This window comes from Trichocoleus sp. ST-U2 (assembly GCF_039961875.1).
Classification (GTDB): Bacteria; Cyanobacteriota; Cyanobacteriia; order Cyanobacteriales; family FACHB-T130; genus FACHB-T130.
On record NZ_JAMPJY010000005.1, the window covers coordinates 67,080 to 88,100 of the forward strand.

A 21,021-nucleotide genomic window follows, 5' to 3' on the forward strand; every position below is an offset into this window, starting at 1 on the left:
GGCGAGGGAGTCTCCTAGACTGGGACTTCCTCCGGAAACTCGATCTGCTTGACCAGCAGTATTGATTCAATGACGTTGAGCGTTATAGCTGATCGCGGGAATTGATAAAAACCAAGTTGAATAAGCGTTGAGAGCCATAACTAGCATCATAAAAGGTGCTTCCCTCCACCGCGAGTTTCCAAATCTGGCAGCTTCAATTCAAAAAATCTATCTATAAATACGAAAAGTCTATCGATAAACCGGGGATTACATCTTGTCTTCGGTGTTTGACTATGGCATTCTGTTAAAACAGTCGTATTCCGACCGACAAACCGGAGATTAAACTAGCTACTGCTCCAACATGATTTGCGTGAAACAAGTGGGGCAGTAGATTCAATGCGGGAATGGAGCCGTATGCATATCAAACTATTGTCTTTAAAGAGTGTTCTTTTTTCTCTGCTAGTTGTTTCCTTAACCTTTACCAGCGCTTGTAGTAACACTTCAGCAAATACTTCAGCAAATACTTCAGGTAGTTCCTCTGGCAAAAAGGTGATTCGGATTGCGATTGGTACCCAAGACCAAACCATTAACACCGTGACAGGTGGTGCAGTCATCCGAGAAGAAAAGCTGCTGGAGAAGTATCTGCCAAAAACAGGGAAATACCAAAATGTTGAGTACAAAATTGAGTGGTCTAGCGCTACATCAGCTCCACCAATTACCAACAAAATGTTGGCGAATCAAATTGATATCGGCAACATGGCGGACTTTCCGGCAACGATTAACCTGACGACTTTTCAGAAAAAAGGCAATGGCGTTAAGACTGTTTTGATCTCATCCCTTGCCTACAGCCCTAATGGAGCCGGAAATGCGGTTGTTGTTCCAACCGACACACCTTATAAAAAACTAGCAGACTTGAAGGGGAAAACCATTTCAGTTCCCTTTGGAACCTCGGCGCATGGGATGCTGCTGCGGGCGCTGAAGAATGAGGGCATTGATGCACAGAAAGAAGTGACGTTAGTGAGTCAATCACCAGAAGTAGGTGGCACGAGCCTGAGAAGCCGTCAGATCGATGCTCATGCGGATTTTGTGCCCTATGGTGAGTTATTTCCCTTTAGAGGCTTTGCTCGGAAGATTTACGATGGTGCACAAACGGAAACTCCAACCTTTCATGGAGTTGTAGTGCGCTCGGACTTTGCGAAAGAAAATCCCGAAATTGTGGTGGCTTATCTAAAAGCGATGTTAGAGGCGAATCAGCGTTTCCGGGAACAACCAGAAGCCCTCTCTGCAAAGTTAGAAAAGTGGACAGGGATTGAGAAAGAAATCTTTTATATGTTCCTCGGTCCATCGGGTATTCAAAAGCTCGATCCGAGAATTCAGCCCTACCAAATCACTGCGCTCAAAAATAGCGTGACGACGTTGAAGCAGATTGGAAAATTAGATGCCAGTGTGAATCCAGATGATGTTGCAAGTTGGACAGACGATAGTTACCTGAAACAAGCGCTCAAAGAGAGCAACATTAGCGAACAGGATGTAGCTACGTCGGCGGATAATTTGATTCGTGGTAATGATGCACTCACTCAAGAATCGATTCCAGATCCAAAACTAGCAGCTCAGATTTGGGTAGAAGGAGAAGATAAAGTTCTCAGTTTTACCTCAATCAAGAATATGCTGACAAAGCTGCAACAGCTCAAGTCTGAGGGCAAGACAGCGGCTGTAGCCTTCGTACACGATCGCGACAAAGGTTGGAAGTTATTCGCTCAAAATTCGTTCTATGTTCGGAATGGCGACCAGGTATCTGCGTTCTTACTAGAAAAAGATGCACAAGCATTTGCTGGTAAAGCTGGAGCAAAGGTTGCAAGCTTCCAGGAGTTGCAACAGCTTTATGCCAAAAATACGCAGTCAAAGGATTTAGCGGTTGCGCGATGAATGAAGGGGAGCGATCGCAACGATAGAACTATATTGAGTCAAATGAGAGGTTTGTAATGGCTGTATCTCCAAAATCAGCACGAAAGACAAAAGGAGAGAAGTACAGTGTACTGAGGAGCAAATTTTTGAAGCAGCGCTCCTTGTCAAAATTAGCGCTTATAAGTCTGGCACTGCTCAAAAGTCGCAATTTAAAGCGAGCCATTTCCATTGTTTTATTCTTTGGGATTTGGCAGCTTTTGTGCGTCACTCAGTTCAATTTCTTCATCAATTTTACCTTTTTACCCTCTCCAGTTGAAGTTTGGAATGCAACGGTTGAATTCTTTTCTGGCAATGCGGCTGTGCATATTACTGCCAGTCTTCAACGAGTTTTGCTGGGATTTGGAATTGCGGCTATTCTGGGCGTTAGCTTGGGCATCATGATTGGCTGGTTTCGGCAAATTGAAGATTTGCTTTTTATTCCATTAGAGTTGCTCAGACCAATTCCCGCCGTCGCCTGGATACCGCTGGCAATTCTCATGTTTCCCAATGCAGAGTCAGGGATGGTGTACATCACATTTCTAGGCGCATTCTTCCCAATTTTGATCAGCACAATTCGGGGAGTAGAAAGCACGGATATAGTGCTGCTGCGAGTAGGACAGTGTTTGGGGGCTAAACAGTGGCACATTTTTAAAGATATTGTGGTGCCAGGAGCGATGCCCAACATTGCCAGCGGTTTGGTTATTGGTATGGGAAATGCCTGGTTTTGTTTGGTAACAGCTGAAATTCTGGCAGGTCGGTTTGGAGTGGGTTATCTGACCTGGGAGTCTTATGTTACATCGAATTATCCACCAATCGTGATGGGAATGCTGCTGATTGGTTTGATGGGTTTGATAAGCACGCTGATTGTCGATCTCTTAACGAAGTTGCTGATGCCTTGGCGAGTAATGAAAAAGCAGGGTGTGTAGTTCCCTGAAAATGAATATTCAAGTTGCCTATTTTTGGAGGTTTAGAGGCTGTGGCAACCCTATCAAAAAAGCAGGTTAGCGCCTTGGCGAAAGGGTCAGTTGAAGTTAAAGATTTATCCGTTGCCTTTAAGCGACGAGACCAGTACGGGCCTTTGCTGGTTCTAGAATCAACAAACTTCAAAATTAATCCTGGTGAATTTGTCTGTTTGTTGGGACCATCGGGCTGCGGCAAGTCAACGATTCTAAACTTGATTGCTGGTTTTCTAAAACCAACAAGGGGACAGGTATTGGTGGATGAACAACTCGTCGAAAAACCCGGGGCAGATCGCGGATTTGTCTTTCAGCAATACTCGCTCCTACCCTGGAAGACCACTTTTGAGAACGTGGAATTTGGTTTAAAAATTCAGGGTATTTCCAGAGCAGAACGGACTGAATTGGTAAATGATTACTTAGACCGAGTCGGCTTGTATAAGCATCGTCATTCTTATCCTCATCAGCTATCAGGAGGAATGCAACAACGTGCAAGCATTGTGCGGGCACTTGTAAATTCACCCTCAGTATTGTTGATGGATGAACCGTTTGCAGCCTTGGATGCTCAGACTCGGCACATGATGCAGGAGTTGCTGCTGAACATTTGGAGCGATTTGAAATCCACGGTTATTTTTGTCACCCACGATATTGAAGAAGCCATCTTTTTGAGCGATCGCATTCTGGTTATGGGCGTTCGTCCAGGGCATATCAAAGAAATAGTTGTGGTGAATCTCGATCGACCCCGCCATATAGATACGATGCTTTCACCGGATTTTGTGAATCTCAATCGGCAAGTCTTTGAATTGATTCGCGAAGAAACTCTCAAGAGTATGGAGTTGGGTTAATTGAAGCAAACCGTATTTATACTGCTCGTACAGCCCAAGTGTGTTACTTTCGATAGCGGCTTGGCGTGTCCTTTGTTGTCCCTTTTACCAACTGCTTAAGTTCTGAGATTGATGGAGAAATTCGGTTTGAATCCAGCGATCGAGGTTAATTGTCTCTAGTTCTTCATTTCCGGGAACCACACGGAGTTGAGCAATGTGTTGGGCAATCCAGTCCGGACGAATCATCATCTCGCAGAAAAAACGCCCAGGTTGATTCTGGTGATAGACATTGCTGAGAATTTGGGAGACGATTTCGGCATCCAGGTTTGTCCACTGGCTGATCAGAGAAAGCGCTGAGGGCGTAATAGTATACCAATATTGGGCGGCGCTTAAGGCTTTTAGGTAAGCGATTACAACTTCCGGATACTGTTCTGCTAACTCTGCACTCACCACTACACCATGAAAAGCCGGTAACACATTCAAATTGTCACCTGGTAAATAACGAAACTTGCCTTGACGATAGGCAATATCGTGAAAGGGAGCAAAATGAGCATACCCATCTGCTTGAATGGAATAACCAAAGGGCTGAGTAATGTTGGAGTTCTCTAGGGAAGCAAGCTTAACCTCGTTAAGTAAGTTGGCAGAATTAAGCGATCGCATCACCATCCCATGTGCAGAAGAACTGAAAGGAACCGCAATCACACCTCCTCGCAAATCTTCGATACTTTGCAGTTTGGACTTATTGGGAACAATCACTGCATTACAGGAACCATCGGGATTCGTCGAAACAAAGCTCACCAGTCGCGTCTGTCGAGTTTCACTACCGGAATTATTTTGCTGGATAGCACTCAGTAACAAGGGATAATCCCCTAGAACACCAATATCTAGTTTCCCGGCATGCAATCCTTGAATAATCGGCGCTCCTGTTAAAAAATCGCACCAGTGAATGCGATATTGAGTGGAACTGTATCGCCCTTCTTTGAGTAAGAAGTGTTCTAGCAAGCCTAAGCGCTGAATCACTAAGCCTGCTGTCACCGTTGGAATCGTGCTGTTTTGAATACCGATCGCTAAATCAATTGTCTCAGGATGTTGCAGAGAGTTGGAACGAATGATCAGGTTAGGCGATCGCAAACGCACTGGGGTTGCATGAGGACGAACAGAGGCTGGCTGTTGCTCTTGACGGTTCTCAACAAGAGCAACGAACTTTTGCATCGGGCTGGAGTTGCGCGATCGCCGATTTTGCGAGGATGAGTCTGTAAGCGCAGATTGGCTTAATCGTTTGGGTAACACTAGGAAAACATTACCAGATAAGGCAAATTCTTGCAGGGGAATTGCAACGAGCATTCCCGATTCACATTCAGCTTTAAATTCAAAGTTAGACGCAAATCCTAAATAATTCCCCTGCATCATGTAGGTTCGCATCAAACTTAGAGTATCAACAGTTTCAACTTGAGCAAAATCCGAAAAGTTTATCCCTAATTCAGTTAGCCGAGATTCAAAGACTAAACGACTAGGAGAGCCAGTATTTAGCATCACCCATCGCTCTTTTTGCAACTCTTTCAAACTCAACCAGGTTTGATTCGCTACAGGATGATTTGCCGCAACTACTAAAGAATAGTGAATGGGAGCAATTGGGGTTGCTGATATTTCCGAGAACTCTGCAAAACTAATATCTGAGATTCCTATATCAATCTGACTGCTGGTAATGGATCGATAGAGAAATTCAGCCGAGTCAAATACGACACACTGAGTCTGAATACCAGGATACTGCTGACGGTACTGGAAGAGGATTTCAGGTAGCCATCCATTAGCGATCGCGGCTGTACAGCCGATTTTGAGATTGCCAAATTTGCCTTTTTTGATTTCTTCAGCTTTGGCAAACAATTGATTTTCAACATCAATCAGTCTTGGCCCTTCCTCCAATAAAAACTGTCCCACCTCTGTTAGCTGAATCTTACGTCCCAAACGATAAAAAAGGGAGGTTCCTAGTTCAGTTTCCAGGGATTTTATTTTGGCGCTGACCGCAGGCTGAGTCAGATTTAGAGCATCAGCGGCTTCGGTAAAACTGAGATGCCTAGCTACCTCCAGAAATACTTTAACTTGATAAACCTCCACGTTCTCTAACCCCCCAAATTGAAATTTTTATTTTACAGCTTAATGAATGAATAAAGCTAATTTATAAAATCATAAAAAACGCGAATGAATAGATGGTATTTTGGGTTACAAAAAAGCTTGTGACTTTTAATTCTCTTCTCTAATATAAAAAAAGGTAAGAAAGCAGACTTAGTAAATTTATTCGTACAAAGTTATAAAAGTTTTTGCTAACTGAAGAGGAGTCAAGAGTGGATACTCAATGGATGAAGACCGATGTTCTTGTCATCGGTGGTGGTACTGCTGGAACGATGGCAGCAATTAAGGCAAAACAGGCAAATCCTGAGGGAGAGGTACTGATTTTAGAGAAAGCGAATATCCGCCGCAGTGGGGCGATCGCAATGGGTATGGATGGTGTCAATACAGCCGTCATTCCTGGTAATTCTACCCCAGAGCAATATGTTCGCGAAATTACGATTTCCAACGATGGCATTTTGAATCAAAAAGCGGTCTACCAAACCGGAAAACTTGGCTTTGAAGTCATTCAAGAGCTAGAAAGCTGGGGCGTGAAGTTCCAAAAAGATACTCAAGGGAATTATGACTTAAAGCAAGTGCATCGCGTGGGTAAATACGTGCTACCGATGCCAGAAGGGAAAGACCTAAAACAAATTTTGACCCGACAGGTAAAGCGCCACAAAGCTAAAGTGACAAATCGAGTAATGGCGACTCGCATTCTAGTCAAGGACGGACGCGCTATTGGCGCGGTAGGGTTTGACGTGCGAAACGGTGATTTTGTCGTGATTCAGGCAAAAGCAGTCGTTCTGTGTACAGGAGCCTGTGGAAGATTAGGTTTACCTGCCTCTGGCTATCTCTACGGCACCTACGAAAACCCTACCAATGCTGGCGACGGCTACTCAATGGCGTATCATGCAGGCGCAGAACTCACTAATATCGAGTGTTTTCAAATTAACCCTCTGATGAAGGACTATAACGGCCCCGCCTGTGCCTATGTAGCCAGTCCGTTTGGAGCTTACACCGCCAATGCTGAAGGACACCGCTTTATTAGTTGCGACTACTGGAGCGGTCAGATGATGCTGGAAATTTGGAAGGAGTTGAACTCTGGTAAAGGCCCAGTTCAACTGAAGATGACCCACTTAGATGAAGATACCATTTCAGAAATTGAGTCGATTCTGTGGTCGAATGAACGACCCAGCCGAGAGCGATTTCACGAAGGAAGAGGCGAAAATTACCGCACGAATGGCGTGGAGATGAATATCTCAGAAATCGGTTTGTGTAGCGGTCACAGTGCTTCTGGAGTCTGGGTCAACGAGAAAGCGGAGACGACTGTACCAGGATTATATGCAGCCGGAGATATGGCGAGTGTTCCCCACAATTACATGATTGGGGCGTTTGTCTTCGGTCGGTTGGCGGGTACAAATGCGGTGGATTATATCGAAGGGTTAGAGCATCTTGAACCCGATGCTGACGCTTTAGAGGCGGAAAGACAACGGATTTATGCCCCGTTGAACAACCCGAATGGCGTGCCGCATACCCAGGTGGAGTATAAGTTACGGCGATTGGTCAATGACTATCTCCAGCCGCCCAAAGTAGACCACAAGATGGAAATTGGCTTGAGAAACTTTGTGCGCTACCACGAAAGCCTAGAGATGATGGGCGCACGCGATCCGCACGAACTGATGCGCTGCATGGAAGTTCATTTTATTCGCGATTGTGCAGAGATGGCAGCCCGCGCCTCGCTATATCGTCGAGAAAGCCGTTGGGGACTCTACCATTACCGCGTAGATTATCCCGACAAGAACAATGAAGAATGGTTCTGCCACGTCAATCTCAAGAAAGACGAATCAGGCGAGATGGCTTTGTTCAAGCGTCCGGTTGAGCCTTATGTGGTGGACGTTGATATTGAACGAGAAGTTTATGACGTGGCGGTGCGCTAAGTCGGTCAATTTGTAGCAAACAGAGGAAGAGTTATGGCTTTAGCAATGCAACGGGTTGAAGTACCCGTAATCGTTGATGAATCGAAATGCTTAGAAAAGTGTACCGCTTGCATTGAAGTGTGTCCCCTCGATGTATTAGCGAAGAACCCAGAAACGGGCAAAGCCTATATGAAGTACGACGAGTGCTGGTTTTGCTTGCCTTGTGAGAAGGAGTGTCCCACCAACGCGATTACGGTTCAAATTCCCTTTTTGTTGCGATAGAGGAGTGATGATGTCTGCTGATTCTGAATTGAACCAATGGTTGGAAATGCTGCGATCGCCCGACGCTAGCGATCGCCTAGTTGCCGTCAAAATGCTGCAACATTTGGGCGATGAGGATGCTCTGGAACCGTTAATTACAGCATTGCAAGATGAGAGCATGGCTGTGCAAAAGCTTGCAGTGACTGCGCTGTGGGAGTTAGCTAATCCCAAGGCGGTTCCGGCTTTAGTGGAATGTCTGGCTTCAACTGATGAGGAGATTCGGGAAGAAGCGCTATCCGCCTTGGGTGAATTAGTTACCCCCGATCACCTGTTGCTGCTGCTAGATGCCCTGCATCGAGATGACGTGAATATGCAACTGAATGTGTTAATTCTGTTGCGGAAGATTCACGATGCTCAGTCTTTGCCCTACGTGCTGCCTTTCTTTGAGTCGGAAAATGCTGAGTTACGGGAAGCAGCCGTGACAACATTACGCTATCTTAATCAAGTGGAACGCTGTAAAGAGGCGATCGCCTTAATGTCTGACCCAGATGAGAACGTGCGGCGTTCTGCTGCCCTGACGTTAGGACATTTAACAGATGCAGAAGTGGTTCCCAGTTTGTGCCAAGCACTCACTACCGATCCGGATTGGCAGGTGCGACGCAATGCGGCAAAATCCTTGGCACTCCACGCTGATTTTGCGGCAGTTCCAGCTTTAGAAACGGCTTTGGCAGATGAGCATTGGCAGGTGCGGAAGTTTACACTTCAGGCTTTGCAGAAAACACCTGCTGACCAAACCCTACCTGCTTTAGTGAAAGCGTTGGCAGATGAATACTCGGATGTGCGTCGAGATGCCGCGATCGCACTCGGTATCCTAGAAAACCCAACCGCCCTGAATGCACTCCAGCAATCTCTGGACGATCCAGACAAAGATGTGTGTATTTACGCACAACGAGCAATTCAGAAAATCCAAGAGTCCACGCCAGAGACATCTAATGCATAGCCATCAATCTCCCTTCCGCCAAACTCATACAGAGGAAATTGCCACTCCTCCCGATCCAGTAACGGAATCTCGGCAACGAGAAGTTATCCAGTATCTCAAACAGGTGATTGAACCCATCCTCAAAAACGACATCGTTAGCTTAGGGATGGTGCGGAATCTGCGGGTTGTGGATGACTATATTTATCTACGCCTGTATGTGGGGAAACATCAGCATCACCTACAAGCCGAAATTCAATCGGCACTTTCGCCTGTAACTTGGTGCAAGAAAATCTATATCCAAATTTGTACCATTCCTGGTGTCAGAACGACGTTGGCAATTTCCAGTGGCAAGGGGGGTGTAGGCAAATCCACAACATCGGTTAATTTAGCCGCCGCTTTGAGTTTACAGGGGGCGAAGGTGGGTTTACTTGATGCGGATGTCTATGGTCCCAACGTCCCCCAGATGTTGGGACTGGGACAGGCAGATGTCAAGGTGATTGATACACCCAACGGTCAAAAGTTTCTGCCCCTAGAAGCCCACGGTATCAAAGTTATGTCCGTAGGACTGCTGGCAGAACCCGATCATCCCCTAGCTTGGCGCGGCCCCGTCCTGCACAAAATTGTCACTCAGTTTATTCAGGAGGTGGAATGGGGAGACTTGGATTACCTGCTGATTGATTTGCCTCCTGGCACAGGCGATGCTCAAATTACGATTGTGCAAGAAAGTCCGATTTGTGGCGTAATTTTAGTGACGACTCCCCAACAAGTTGCGGTTTCGGATGTTCGCCGCAGTGTCCATATGTTTCGTCGTGTCGGCATTCCCGTGCTTGGCATTATCGAAAATATGAGCTATTTAATCTGTGGTCATTGTGGCGATCGCACTCCGATTTTTGGGAGTGGTGGAGGGCAGCAGCTATCGACAGAACTCCATGCCCCTTTACTAGGACAGGTTCCGATTGACCCTAGTATTTGCATGGGCGGAGATACGGGAACGCCTTTGACGCTGACTCACCCAGATTCCACTGTAGGACAAGTATTTGTACAAATGGCTGGGGCGATCGAGACGACTTTTCGCCCTTGTGAAGTTCTGACTGGATAATTGATTTGGGCATTGCACAATTGAAGCACGATGCAATGTCCACATTGTCAAGCAAACTAAACCCTCAAGAACGAACGACACAACCGTAAACAGAGCGATTGATGATGCAGTTGCGATCATCAATTTTGCGAAATTTCCACGCAACGCTGGCTACCCCGAAAAAGTTGAAGAACACGGCTTAAAACTCTATCGTTCTTCCATCATTATTCTCAGATGAAAAAATGTAACCCTTCCCACACAAGCATTTTAGTTTTACGCAACAACTATATCTAGAATATTAGAAAATAAAGCGATAAACCCAATTCCAGTCAGAGTTAAAAAATCGTCTTAAATTTTTGTTTTCAGAGAGTGACAAGACAGGGATAGCGGCGAGTAAGCTTGTGTTTCGTTTCTTTATTTTTATTTCTCTTGCCGAAGTAGAATTGCAAACAGCCAATCAATGTACATCCATCCTTCAGGTTTAAATGAACGGAATAATGTACATTGACCTTTCCCTAACAACTATTCTCTAGTTACCAAGAGCATCCTTGATGCTATCAACAGCCTTTTCAACAAGACCTTTTGTGTTGTCTACTGCTTCCTTAGTCCGAGCCGCATCTTCATCTGCTCTTTTCTCAATTCGCGCTGCATCTCTGTTGGCTTTACGCTCAATGAGATTCCCATGCCCATCCGTTCCTTCCTCGACTCGGTCGGCATTCTTATTGGCAGTTGCTTTTACCTTGTCTTTGACATCGTCAATGAAATTCTTGCTTCGGTTCAAATCTTCATTGGCTTTTCCTTTAACCTGGTCGCTCGTATCTACAGATGCGATTAGGTTTGCACTAGGAGCAGCCATTGCTGCGCTGGTCGAGAAAAAGGCACCCTGCCAAACAAACGCGATCGCTGACACGCAAAACAGCGTTGTAGCCAGCCAACGTCCTACAGTTGAAAGTCCTTTCGTAAAATAATTTGGTTGCATAGAACACAATCTCATTAGGTTTAGCAATCCTATATTTACTTCATTTGGCTTATCAGCTAAACCGCTCTCTAGACAGATGTTGCCTTATTACAAATTGTTCAAATAATTCACTCTTCCGATAGATTGAACAAATATCATCCAGCCTGCATACGTTTAAACTTAATATATTAACAACCTAATAATTCTATTTCTATTAGACTACAATACCCCTACTGGTTAACTAACAAAACTCAAGAGATCGAACGACAAGATTTTACTGTAAAGTTTTATTACAAGTGGTGTTAATTCTGTTTTTTCAAGGCAACTGCATCTGGCAGGATTAGCTTATCCGTGTGCTTGAATTTATTTCAGTTGTGAGAAGAAGTACTGCCTTCTGCGGGTGGCGTCGGCTTAGATGCTAATTCAGCAGTGCTATCATTTGCGGATGTAGTCGTTTCCGTGTCTTTTTTAGCTTGCCACAAAAGTGTTTTTATCTTCTGTAAATGCTCAAATGGTAAAACGGTACCCTTAGTAATCTTTAGTTTAGTAGTCCCGCTAGGACTTTCGGAGTGCTTTCGCACTTCCTCTACCAGCTCTTTGAAAATCTCAATCGCCTCGTCAACTTTAGGATTTACTCCTTGAATTTGATTCAAATGTTTGCTGACTTCCTCGAAGTCGCTGGGGTCTAAAGTCGCGTCTCTGGTAAACTTTAGCTCAGTCAATCCTCTGGGACTTTCTGAATGCTTTCTCACTTCTTGTACTAGCTTGTCAAAATCTTTAATCGCTTCATCGATTGGTTGTTGCGGTTTAATACTTCTTGCACTGACCTCGTTTATCCCAGTTTGAAGTACCGCGACTAATAACCGATCCTGTAGAGCGCGAAAGATCAAAGTACCTGCGGAACCAGCAACTGCGGAGGTTGCTAACAGGATAAAAGCCGTTTCTGGTCGGACAATCGCGATAGCTGGAGGTGCAGCAAGGGCACCAATGAGTAACCGTGCCACTACCCCTAAATCAATCACATTCGTAGAATGAGCATAGGCAAACTTTACCGCTAAATCATCATCGGTCGGCTTATGAGGTAACTCAATATTTCCCTGGAGATTGAGCAGTTCGTAGACTAACCCACCCAGGCTTCCAGCAGCGAGGATTACCCCAAGCATCATCCAAAATTTGCAGTCAGCCAAATTAGGAGTTTCTAAAATTTCTTTTACATTTATCTCCCAGTTGTTGGGTTTAATTTGATTTGAATTTGGAATAGGGCTGGATGTGGGAAGTAGAGTTGGGCGTGGGGAAACGCTTTGACTGTAGGCTGCTGTAGCCGTCAGGCTCGTAGTTAGAAGAAAACCAGAAATAAGAATGTTTATGCGCTTCATTTTTTAGTTATTTGCTTTTACTTTAATATGGTTATAGTTAAAAAAACTGCTATAGCAATCGTATTTGAATTGCGATATGCCAGCGGGTCAGAATCCCTCACTTCTTGCAGGGATGGTTGAAACCGCACCTACACAAATGAAACCTGCCTACGCAAGTTACAAGACTAAATCTTGTCTGTTGTTTTAGAAATCACGAGAGCAGCAGTATAAGCTGATTTTTGAGTTTCTGATCCACTAATGGGAGCTGGCTGAAGGTCTACAAACTTAATATTATAGTTGCTGTCAAAGTTTTGAACTGCTAATGCTGGATTTCCGCCACCAGTGGTCAAAACAAAATCTCCTGTATTTTGACTGTCTTTCCAAATATTTACCACGATTTTTGCTCGTCCCGCCCAAAAACACTGGACATTAATAGGACAGCGTGAATCTTCTGTGACGTCAGTAAATTTAACCCAAATACTTTCATCAGATAAAATAGCGGTTTCGTTTAAATTTATCTGAAACTCACTATTTAATTGAGTAATAATTAACTTCCCGTTTTGTTGAGCGAGTAATTGGGAAGCAGGTGAAGTAATCGGTTCGGTAGCTAGTTGAGCGTCTTTTTGTGCTAAAGATAAGGATTGAATACTGAAAACAATTGCACAAGCCAAGACGAGAAGGAATAATCTAATTTTGGGATTCTGCAATTTCATGATTGTTGTTCCTTTTCATCTTTTTTAAGAAAATAAAATATTTCGTCTTATTCGGAGGCAAAAAAATTAGTGACTCGCAGTGAAATAGGTGGATGAACTAGATGCGATCGCGTATTTCCTCCTATCCATTAATCTAGCTCAATATTAAGGATAGTACGCCTTAAAGATATAAGCGATCGCATCACAATAAAGCCTCTGTTGCCCATCGAAATCTAGCTGCTCATATATGACAAGATTGGGAAAGTAGTACACAACAGGTATTTTACTTTCAAGCGCTTGTCTTTCATAGTTTGAATCAGGCTGAGTGCAGAGGAATGATGCCTTGGTCGAAAATGCGGTTATCGGTGCCGATACCGCTAATGATTATTCTGTCTGCATATACATTAAGTGCCGCAAAACTCAATTGACTAGTAGAATGCGCCGTCCATTCTGAACGTTCCACCGGGCGGAGTCCTGCCCCTGCCCCACAGATGAGGTAGGTAGTACCATTGATGGGCTGAGTGCGCTCATAATGGTGGTCGTGACCGTTGATGTAAAGTTGCACTCCGTACTTTTTAAATAGTGGCGTCAAGGTTTGTATAAAGGGTTGATTAACCCCGTATGCACCCGATGAATAAATTTGGTGATGACCAACAACTACTTTCCAAGGGGCATTACTGCGAGTGAGTTCTTTTTCTAACCATTTTAGTTGAGTTTCCCAGTCAGCATTCTCATTAGTATCTAAAGCAAAAAATTGTACGGGGTTGCGGCGGAATGTGTAGTAGCGTTGTCCCTGCATATTAAAGCCTGGATAGCGCACTTGGGGTTCTCCGTTATCGGTGCGGATGTCGTGATTGCCAAGAACCGCCTGAAATTTTACTCCGCGCCGCAATAAAGCTTGATAGGGGCGCTCAAAGACATCGACAATTTTCTCAATTTCACCGTTGTTGTAAATATTGTCACCCGCAAGAATTGCTAAATCAAAGGGCTTTAGCGCGTGGTAACGAGCCATTGATGCTGCTACAGCATACTGGCTTGCCGAACCAGTGCCGGTGTCAGCGACGGAGACAAAGCGCAGGAGAGGGGATTGTGATGAACTAACCGTTGTCGATTTGAAGCCTAAGTTGGAGGAAGGGGAGGTTTTGGAAGTCTCTCCTGGGTTGATATCCTGACTCTGAGCGATTTGGCTGCGGAATTTTCTGACCAAAAAAGCTAAGCCGAAGCCACTGAGGCTATTTAAAATTAGAAAGTCACGGCGTTTAAGGGGCATGGATTACTTGATTAAGAGTTACGTAAGTTGGGCGCAAGTCGATTAAAGCAGAATAGCAAAGTGGTAGATTAGGGCTGTGAAGGCAGCATTCGGTAAAAATTTACCGTAATTGCACCTATTTGCACTGCCCTCAGGGGAAATTCGATGCCAGAAGATCAACCGAAACAGCCAACTTCTTCAGCTAAACCGGCACCCCAAACGCCGACGCCCACGGGGGCAAAAAGCCAATCGGGAAAAGCCCTCCAGCAAATTTGGGCTAGATTCCAACCCGTTCTGAAAGTGCAAAGCCTTAAAACTCTGCGTGGCACAATTCAGCTACTGGAAGGGGTTGTCGAAAAACTGGAGGCAGAACCTACCGAACAGTTACCCTCAAGGACTCCTTCTCCTCCGGAAAAGGTGGTATTTCAACCTACTGAGGGGGTGACAGAGCTGACGCCAGAAGTGACACCAGAAGTGACGCCAGAAGCACCTGCATTGGCTACAGAGCCGTCAGCCCTAGAAACCTCTGCGGACACGCCAGCACCAGAGACACCCCCTGCTGAGGTGGTGCCTTTGCCACCGACGCCGAGTCCTCTAGAGAGGTTCCGTCAGAGTTGGATGCGCTTTGTGATGTTGTGGAATGCGACGCTGGCGAGAATCCGCTCAATTCTGCCGGAATCAATCAGTCAAAAGCTGTCGAATACGGCTTTGTCGGGCGCGATCGCAGGCGTTCTTCTCGTAGTACTCTGGACAACAGCCGCCCTGATACCTGGGAAGCCTCCGACTGACGTGGCGAATCTTCCGACTTCACAAATTACCACTCCACCGGAATTAAAAGCGCCTGAAGCACCGGAACCCGTGGAAACGGTGACGCCGCCTCCCCCAGTGCTGACTCCAGAGCAAAACCTGATTGCCTCTATCCAAAATCGAGTCACTGAAATTACCAGCCAATATGAAAATGGGCTGATTCAGTCGATTGAAGCTAACTTTCCAGGCAGTTTGCTAATCGTGAAGGTAGGAGATGCTTGGTACAATCTCTCTGTCTCTAAGCAGGACAAATTAGCTGCTGAAATGTTGCAACGTGCTAGGGAACTCGACTTCAGCAAGCTACAAATCGCCGATTCTCAAGGCGACGTGCTAGCGCGTAGTCCAGTCGTGGGAAACACCATGGTGATTGTGAAGCGGCGTCAACTGGCGGCGACTTAGTTGTTGCGCGGGTGCCGCCAAATCTACCTAAAATACTTTTTCTGGTTATACCTTCGAGGCATCGAGGGTATTTTTGTTTTTGCACGTAACTACCGATTTCCCGCACGCACCGATTGGGGCGGATTGTTAAAGTTCAAACTTTGGGTTGGCAGCATCCAGGTAATCAGCAATCCCTGAAATGCACCTACTGCAACCAACGCCCATAAAAAGCCGGTTTTCCTAATAACTCGTGGTAAAGCGTGCATAAAAATTACCCTAGGTAGCGCCCTGGCACATTCACAATTTTTTAGACCACAAAGATAACTAGAGCAATCTTTGTACGCCTCTACCTAAAGAAGTATATCCCAATAATTACCTACGTGCTGAGACTAAATCTAGAAAAAACTGCTGTTTCACGAGAAATACTGATAATTAAGTAGTCAAAGTTTTAATTATTACAATTATTTTTAGCTAAAAATTATGATTTTTATGAACTTGGGAAAGCAGCACGGTACATCTTTACGTTGTAATCTATACCTGTAATTGCGGTGCCGACGACAACAGCATAAGCTCCTAATTCCAAGGCGTGTTTAGCTTGCTGCGGTGAGGCAATGCCACCTTCACAAATTGCTGGAACGCTTAGCTGTTCGACTATTTGGGCGAGAAGATCGAAGCCGGGAGGAGCCAGATTTTTTGTTTGGGCAGTGTAGCCATAGAGCGTGGTACCGACAATGTCTGCACCAGCCGCCGCCGCCGCGATCGCGCTCTCTATCGTATCCACATCAGCCATCACCGGCTTGCCTAATTCATCGTGAATCCGGGTAATGAGTGTTTCTACTGTTTCCGCGCCTGGGCGATCGCGTAAAGTAGCGTCAATGGCAATAATGTCCGCACCGGCTTGAGCGATCGCTTCCGCGTGTTCAAACTGGGGCGTAATATAGACTTCGTACCCCGGTATCTGTTGTTTCCACAGCCCGATAATCGGTGATTTTAGCCGTTCCCGGACTGCTTTTACATGAGCGGGTGTATCAATTCTGACACCGACAGCTCCGTTGAGAATCGCCGCTTGCGCGATCGCGGCAATCACCGATGGCTCATATAGAGGCGAGCCAACCGGAGCCTGACAAGATACAATCAGACCTTGACTCAGCGCGTTTAATCCTTGGGAATTTTGGTTCATGGTTTATCGTCAAATGCCATGAACATTGAACAACGAACCATGAGCTTTGAGCAATCCACTTTCAGCCAAGTATGAGAAAGTCATACCTTGGCAAGAGCGAATCTCAAGAGCCAATCTAAAATCTAAAATCGCTATTATGCATCGTCTAGCCGCTACTCCTGGGGGATGGAATCCTGACGCTGAAGGCGTCATTTTTATCGAACAAACCCCTGCCCCGATCGTCCTTCTCACCGCAGCGGACACCGATATTCAAACGCTCGCCGCAGCCGTATCCAAATTACCAGAGGGATTTCCAGCCTTACGAGTCGTCAATCTTTTGCAGTTGCAGCAACAGCTCAGTATTGATACTTATGCAGAAGAAGTGCTAGAGCAGGCACAGGTAATTATTCTACGGCTACTGGGAGGACGTTCTTACTGGTCTTACGGGTTAGAAGTAGTACGCGAGACAGTGCAGCGAACGGGTGCAGCATTGATTGTCTTGCCAGGAGACGATCGCCCAGATCCTGATTTAATCAGTCATTCTACTGTTTCTCTATCAGTTGTAAACCAGTTGTGGCGCTACCTCATCGAAGGGGGCGGGGAAAATTTCGCCAACGCCCTAAAATTTATTGCTGATGTTTGTCTAGAAGGTAGCTACAATCCCCCAGCACCGCAAGAAGTTCCCCGCGTAGGGCTTTATCAATGGAAAATGGGGCATGAGGGAGAAAATTCTCCTTTCCCATCTCCCATTAATTGCGCGAATAATATTAATAAAAACCTAACCCCCCAGCCCCCTTCCCTACGAGGGAAGGGGGAGAACGAGTCCCCTTTCCTTGCAGGAGAGGGATTGGGGGAGAGGTTAGATCCGAAAGTTGGGATTTTGTTCTATCGCGCTCATTATTTAGCGGGAAATACCGCTGTAATTGATGCGCTTTGCCAAGCTTTAGCCGCACGAAAATTAGAACCTGTTCCCGTTTTTGTCTCTTCCCTGCGAGATCCGGATGTGCAGGAAGAAGTGTTGCAACAACTCCAACCTAAAGATGCAGAACCCATACAGGTTTTGCTGAGTACTACCAGCTTTGCGATTAGCTCATTGCCAAGCGCGAATGGTCAAAAATTAACGATTAGCGATGAGCCATTAGCACTCAGCACCTTAGATGTACCAGTGTTGCAGGTAATCCTCAGCGGTGGCACGGTGGAACAGTGGGAATCTGGGTTTCAGGGGCTATCGCCACGGGATATGGCGATGAATGTAGCGCTACCAGAAGTGGATGGGCGGATTATTAGCCGTGCGGTTTCGTTTAAGGCGGTGCAAACCCGGAATCCTCAGTTAGAAACGGATGTGGTGGTTTATAAGCCAGTACGCGATCGCATTGAGTTTGTTGCTGACTTAGCCTCTAATTGGGCAAAACTACGCCAAACGCCACCATCTGAGCGCCGAATTGCCTTGATTTTGGCTAATTATCCCAACCGAGATGGGCGTCTTGCCAATGGTGTTGGATTGGATACGCCAGAAAGTTGTGTGGAAATCCTCAAGGCGTTGCAGTTGGCTGGGTATCAGGTTGAAGATATCCCAGCAACGGGAGATGAATTGATTGGGCGTTTAACGGCTGGGGTGACGAACGATCCGGAGGGGCGATCGCGCCCAGTCGGGCAATTTGTCTATGAGGAAGAATATCAGGAGTATTTTGCGACGTTGCCAGTGGACGTGCAGAAGGGAATATGCGATCGCTGGAGTTCGGTTTTGGAGATGAACCGCACTAGCAAAGCCATGCGCGTTAGCGCTTTAGACGCGAAGGGCGCAAAGGAAGAGAGGGAAGAGAGATTTATCGATCTAACGGGTTCCGTTTCAGAATTCCCAATTCCTGGTATTTATCTAGGTAATGTGTTTGTGGGGATTCAACCAGCGCGGGGTTACGATATTGACCCTAGTTTGAATTATCACGCTCCGGATTTGGAACCGCCTCATAGTTATCTCGCTTTCTACTATTGGGTGCGACAACATTTTGGGGCTGATGCAATCGTTCATGTGGGGAAACATGGGAATTTAGAATGGTTGCCGGGTAAAAGTGTGGCACTCTCTGAAAATTGTTATCCAGAGGTTACTTTCGGCGCATTACCTCATCTTTATCCTTTTATTGTCAATGACCCTGGTGAAGGTTCGCAAGCTAAACGTCGCGCCCAAGCGGTAATTATTGACCATTTAACGCCGCCGATGACTCGCGCTGAACTTTATGGTTCTTTGCAACAATTGGAAGGATTAATTGACGAGTATTATGAAGCCCAGAGTTTAGATCCGTCGCGCCTGCCAGTGATAAGCGATCGCATCACTCAGCTAATCCTTGAAGAAAACCTCCATCAGGATTTAGGGTTAGAAACTCTTAACAACAGAAGTGAGGAAATCCAAAATTTCCTTACTCGCGCTGATGGGTATCTGTGCGAATTGAAAGAGGCTCAAATTCGAGATGGTTTGCACATTTTTGGGCAATGTCCGCAGGGGCGACAACTCAGGGATTTGATAGTAGCGATCGCTCGTCACCCCGGTACTCATCGTCTCGGTTTAACTCGCGCGATCGCCCAAGATTGGGGTTTAGATTTCGACCCCTTGACAGCAGATCCCGCTCAACCTCTCCCTATCCCCCCCGTTCACAGGGGGGGCAACGAGCATACAATTGCCGCCTATCGAACTGTCGGTGACGCAGTTGAAGCATTAGAACAACAAGCAGCTAACTTGGTGGAATATCTACTCATCGCCGCCTCCCTTTCCACCCCCTCTTACCCCCCCTTCGCTAATGGAGAAGCTTGGGGTGGGGTTGATTTAAGTGATGCCACCCCCCTATTCACCCCCTCTTGCCCCCTCCCCGTTAACCAACCGGGTTGGGGTGGGGTAGGCACTGCCACGCAAAAAGAACTGGAGTGGATACGCAACTCCCTCCTGTCTTCCCTGCAACAAACCACCCAAGAAATCACCAACCTATTGCGAGGTTTAGATGGGCGCTTTGTCCCTAGTGGTGCCTCTGGCGCACCAACACGAGGACGCCCAGACGTTCTACCGACAGGTCGCAATTTTTACTCAGTTGATATTCGGGCGATTCCTACAGAAACCGCTTGGCTGGTTGGACGCAAAGCAGCAGAAGCCTTAATTGAACGATATACCCAAGAAAACGGCGAGTATCCTAAAACACTCGGATTATCCGTATGGGGAACTTCCACCATGCGGACTGGCGGCGATGATTTGGCAGAAGCGCTGGCATTGTTGGGAGTGCAACCCGTGTGGGATAGCCCGTCGCGGCGAGTGGTAGATTTTGAAATTTTGCCACTTTCGGTCTTAAATCGTCCCCGGGTCGATGTCACGCTGAGAATCTCTGGCTTTTTTCGCGATGCTTTTCCGAACTTAATCGATCTATTCGATCAAGCGGTGGCAGCAGTCGCAGCGTTGGATGAACCACCAGAACAAAACCCCTTAGCCGCGCAAGTTAAAAAAGAAACTGAGTTATGGGAAGCGGCGGGGTTAAATCAGGAACAGGCAGAAATGCGATCGCGCTATCGCATCTTTGGTTCTAAACCTGGTGCCTACGGTGCGGGATTGCAAGGCTTAATCGAAGCCCAAAACTGGACAGATGACGAAGATTTAGCCCGTGCCTACATCAACTGGAGTAGTTACGCCTACACTAGCACCGCAGATTCCTCGCCTCCCTCGTCAAAAGGAGTTCCAGGAGCTGTTTCTTCTCCTTCCCTGAACAAAAGAGGTTTAGGGGGAATCGCCGCTCCAGAAGCCTTTGAGCAGCGTCTACGCCAGATGCAAATCGTATTGCACAATCAAGATAACCGGGAACACGATTTATTAGATTCAGATGATTACTATCAATTTCAAGGCGGTTTAACAGCAGCAGTTCGGGCGATGAGTGGCAAAAATCCCCAAACTTATTTTGGGGATAATTCCCTTCCTGAAAACCCAAAAGTGCGGCAACTGCGAGAAGAAATTGCGCGAGTATATCGTTCTCGTGTCGTCAATCCAAAATGGATTGCTGGAGTCATGCGCCACGGTTACAAAGGTGCATTTGAAATGGCAGCAACCGTGGATTATCTCTTTGCCTACGATGCCACAGCAAATTGTGTGGAAGATTTCATGTATCAAGGAGTTGCAGAAGCATACTTATTCGACCAATCTGTGCAAGATTTCATTCAGCAAAAGAATCCTTGGGCATTACGAGATATGGCAGAACGTTTGCTAGAAGCTAATCAGCGCGGTTTGTGGCAAAACGTCAATCAAGAAATGGTGGATAAGTTGAGAAGCTTAGTTCACCAAGCCGAAGCCGTCATCGAATCTACCACTGCCCCTTAATATAGAAGATAACAACCGCTGCACAGCAGAAG

The 21,021-nt window shown here is 46.1% G+C and carries 16 protein-coding genes; 9 read left to right on the plus strand and 7 right to left on the minus strand.

Translation table 11 applies throughout. The features are described from left to right. Positions 1-393 precede the first annotated feature (393 nt). The 3 genes from NC996_RS04755 to NC996_RS04765 all read left to right on the plus strand — a co-directional run bounded on the left by NC996_RS04755 (position 394) and on the right by NC996_RS04765 (position 3,724). A complete protein-coding gene (locus tag NC996_RS04755; RefSeq protein ID WP_190688394.1) occupies positions 394-1,905 on the plus strand; it encodes an ABC transporter substrate-binding protein in 1,512 nt (503 codons plus the stop codon). Between the two features lie 125 nt (positions 1,906-2,030). After that, positions 2,031-2,849, plus strand: coding sequence for an ABC transporter permease (locus NC996_RS04760; protein WP_199303264.1), 819 nt, complete (start codon positions 2,031-2,033; stop codon positions 2,847-2,849). A 50-nt stretch (positions 2,850-2,899) separates the two neighbouring features. After that, the gene (locus NC996_RS04765; protein ID WP_190688401.1) at positions 2,900-3,724 is read left to right on the plus strand and encodes an ATP-binding cassette domain-containing protein; all 825 of its coding nucleotides are present in this window, start codon (positions 2,900-2,902) and stop codon (positions 3,722-3,724) included. Between the two features lie 84 nt (positions 3,725-3,808). Here NC996_RS04765 and NC996_RS04770 read toward each other — a convergent pair whose 3' ends face one another. Then, positions 3,809-5,818 carry a LysR substrate-binding domain-containing protein gene (locus NC996_RS04770; protein WP_190688404.1) on the minus strand — a complete coding sequence of 670 codons (2,010 nt, stop codon included), beginning with the start codon at positions 5,816-5,818 and terminating at the stop codon, positions 3,809-3,811. A 227-nt stretch (positions 5,819-6,045) separates the two neighbouring features. Between NC996_RS04770 and NC996_RS04775 the strand changes: the two genes are divergently transcribed. The 4 genes from NC996_RS04775 to NC996_RS04790 are packed head-to-tail and all read left to right on the plus strand — an operon-like array spanning position 6,046 to position 10,067. After that, the gene (locus tag NC996_RS04775; RefSeq protein WP_199303265.1) at positions 6,046-7,749 is read left to right on the plus strand and encodes a fumarate reductase/succinate dehydrogenase flavoprotein subunit; all 1,704 of its coding nucleotides are present in this window, start codon (positions 6,046-6,048) and stop codon (positions 7,747-7,749) included. Positions 7,750-7,782: 33 nt separating this feature from the next. Then, positions 7,783-8,010, plus strand: a complete 228-nt coding sequence (locus NC996_RS04780) for a ferredoxin family protein (RefSeq protein WP_190688406.1) — start codon at positions 7,783-7,785, stop codon at positions 8,008-8,010. Between the two features lie 10 nt (positions 8,011-8,020). After that, positions 8,021-8,989 carry a HEAT repeat domain-containing protein gene (locus NC996_RS04785; RefSeq protein ID WP_190688573.1) on the plus strand — a complete coding sequence of 323 codons (969 nt, stop codon included), beginning with the start codon at positions 8,021-8,023 and terminating at the stop codon, positions 8,987-8,989. Then, positions 8,982-10,067, plus strand: coding sequence for an Mrp/NBP35 family ATP-binding protein (locus NC996_RS04790; protein ID WP_190688408.1), 1,086 nt, complete (start codon positions 8,982-8,984; stop codon positions 10,065-10,067). Before NC996_RS04785 ends, NC996_RS04790 begins: the two co-directional genes overlap by 8 nt. Positions 10,068-10,575: 508 nt before the next feature. Here NC996_RS04790 and NC996_RS04795 read toward each other — a convergent pair. The 4 genes from NC996_RS04795 to NC996_RS04810 form a co-directional block, all read right to left on the minus strand. After that, the gene (locus NC996_RS04795) at positions 10,576-11,025 is read right to left on the minus strand and encodes a hypothetical protein (protein WP_190415064.1); all 450 of its coding nucleotides are present in this window, start codon (positions 11,023-11,025) and stop codon (positions 10,576-10,578) included. A gap of 347 nt (positions 11,026-11,372) precedes the next feature. Beyond that, complete coding sequence (locus NC996_RS04800) at positions 11,373-12,380, minus strand: hypothetical protein (protein WP_190688411.1); 1,008 nt, start codon at positions 12,378-12,380, stop codon at positions 11,373-11,375. Between the two features lie 164 nt (positions 12,381-12,544). Next, positions 12,545-13,072 (minus strand): hypothetical protein, encoded by a 528-nt coding sequence (locus NC996_RS04805; protein ID WP_190688414.1) that lies wholly within the window; start codon positions 13,070-13,072, stop codon positions 12,545-12,547. Between the two features lie 295 nt (positions 13,073-13,367). After that, a complete protein-coding gene (locus tag NC996_RS04810) occupies positions 13,368-14,321 on the minus strand; it encodes a metallophosphoesterase (protein ID WP_190688417.1) in 954 nt (317 codons plus the stop codon). 144 nt (positions 14,322-14,465) lie between these two features. Here NC996_RS04810 and NC996_RS04815 point away from each other — a divergent pair, with 144 nt between their 5' ends. Beyond that, positions 14,466-15,506, plus strand: coding sequence for a hypothetical protein (locus NC996_RS04815; RefSeq protein WP_190688419.1), 1,041 nt, complete (start codon positions 14,466-14,468; stop codon positions 15,504-15,506). 89 nt (positions 15,507-15,595) lie between these two features. Here NC996_RS04815 and NC996_RS04820 read toward each other — a convergent pair whose 3' ends face one another. Both NC996_RS04820 and NC996_RS04825 read right to left on the minus strand, forming a co-directional pair. Continuing rightward, positions 15,596-15,751 (minus strand): hypothetical protein, encoded by a 156-nt coding sequence (locus tag NC996_RS04820; RefSeq protein WP_190415069.1) that lies wholly within the window; start codon positions 15,749-15,751, stop codon positions 15,596-15,598. A 221-nt stretch (positions 15,752-15,972) separates the two neighbouring features. Further along, positions 15,973-16,665 carry an N-acetylmannosamine-6-phosphate 2-epimerase gene (locus NC996_RS04825; protein WP_190688422.1) on the minus strand — a complete coding sequence of 231 codons (693 nt, stop codon included), beginning with the start codon at positions 16,663-16,665 and terminating at the stop codon, positions 15,973-15,975. A 136-nt stretch (positions 16,666-16,801) separates the two neighbouring features. On the opposite strand from NC996_RS04825, the gene cobN reads away from it, so the two are divergent. Next, positions 16,802-20,989, plus strand: a complete 4,188-nt coding sequence (gene cobN, locus NC996_RS04830) for a cobaltochelatase subunit CobN (protein ID WP_190688425.1) — start codon at positions 16,802-16,804, stop codon at positions 20,987-20,989. Positions 20,990-21,021: the final 32 nt, after the last annotated feature.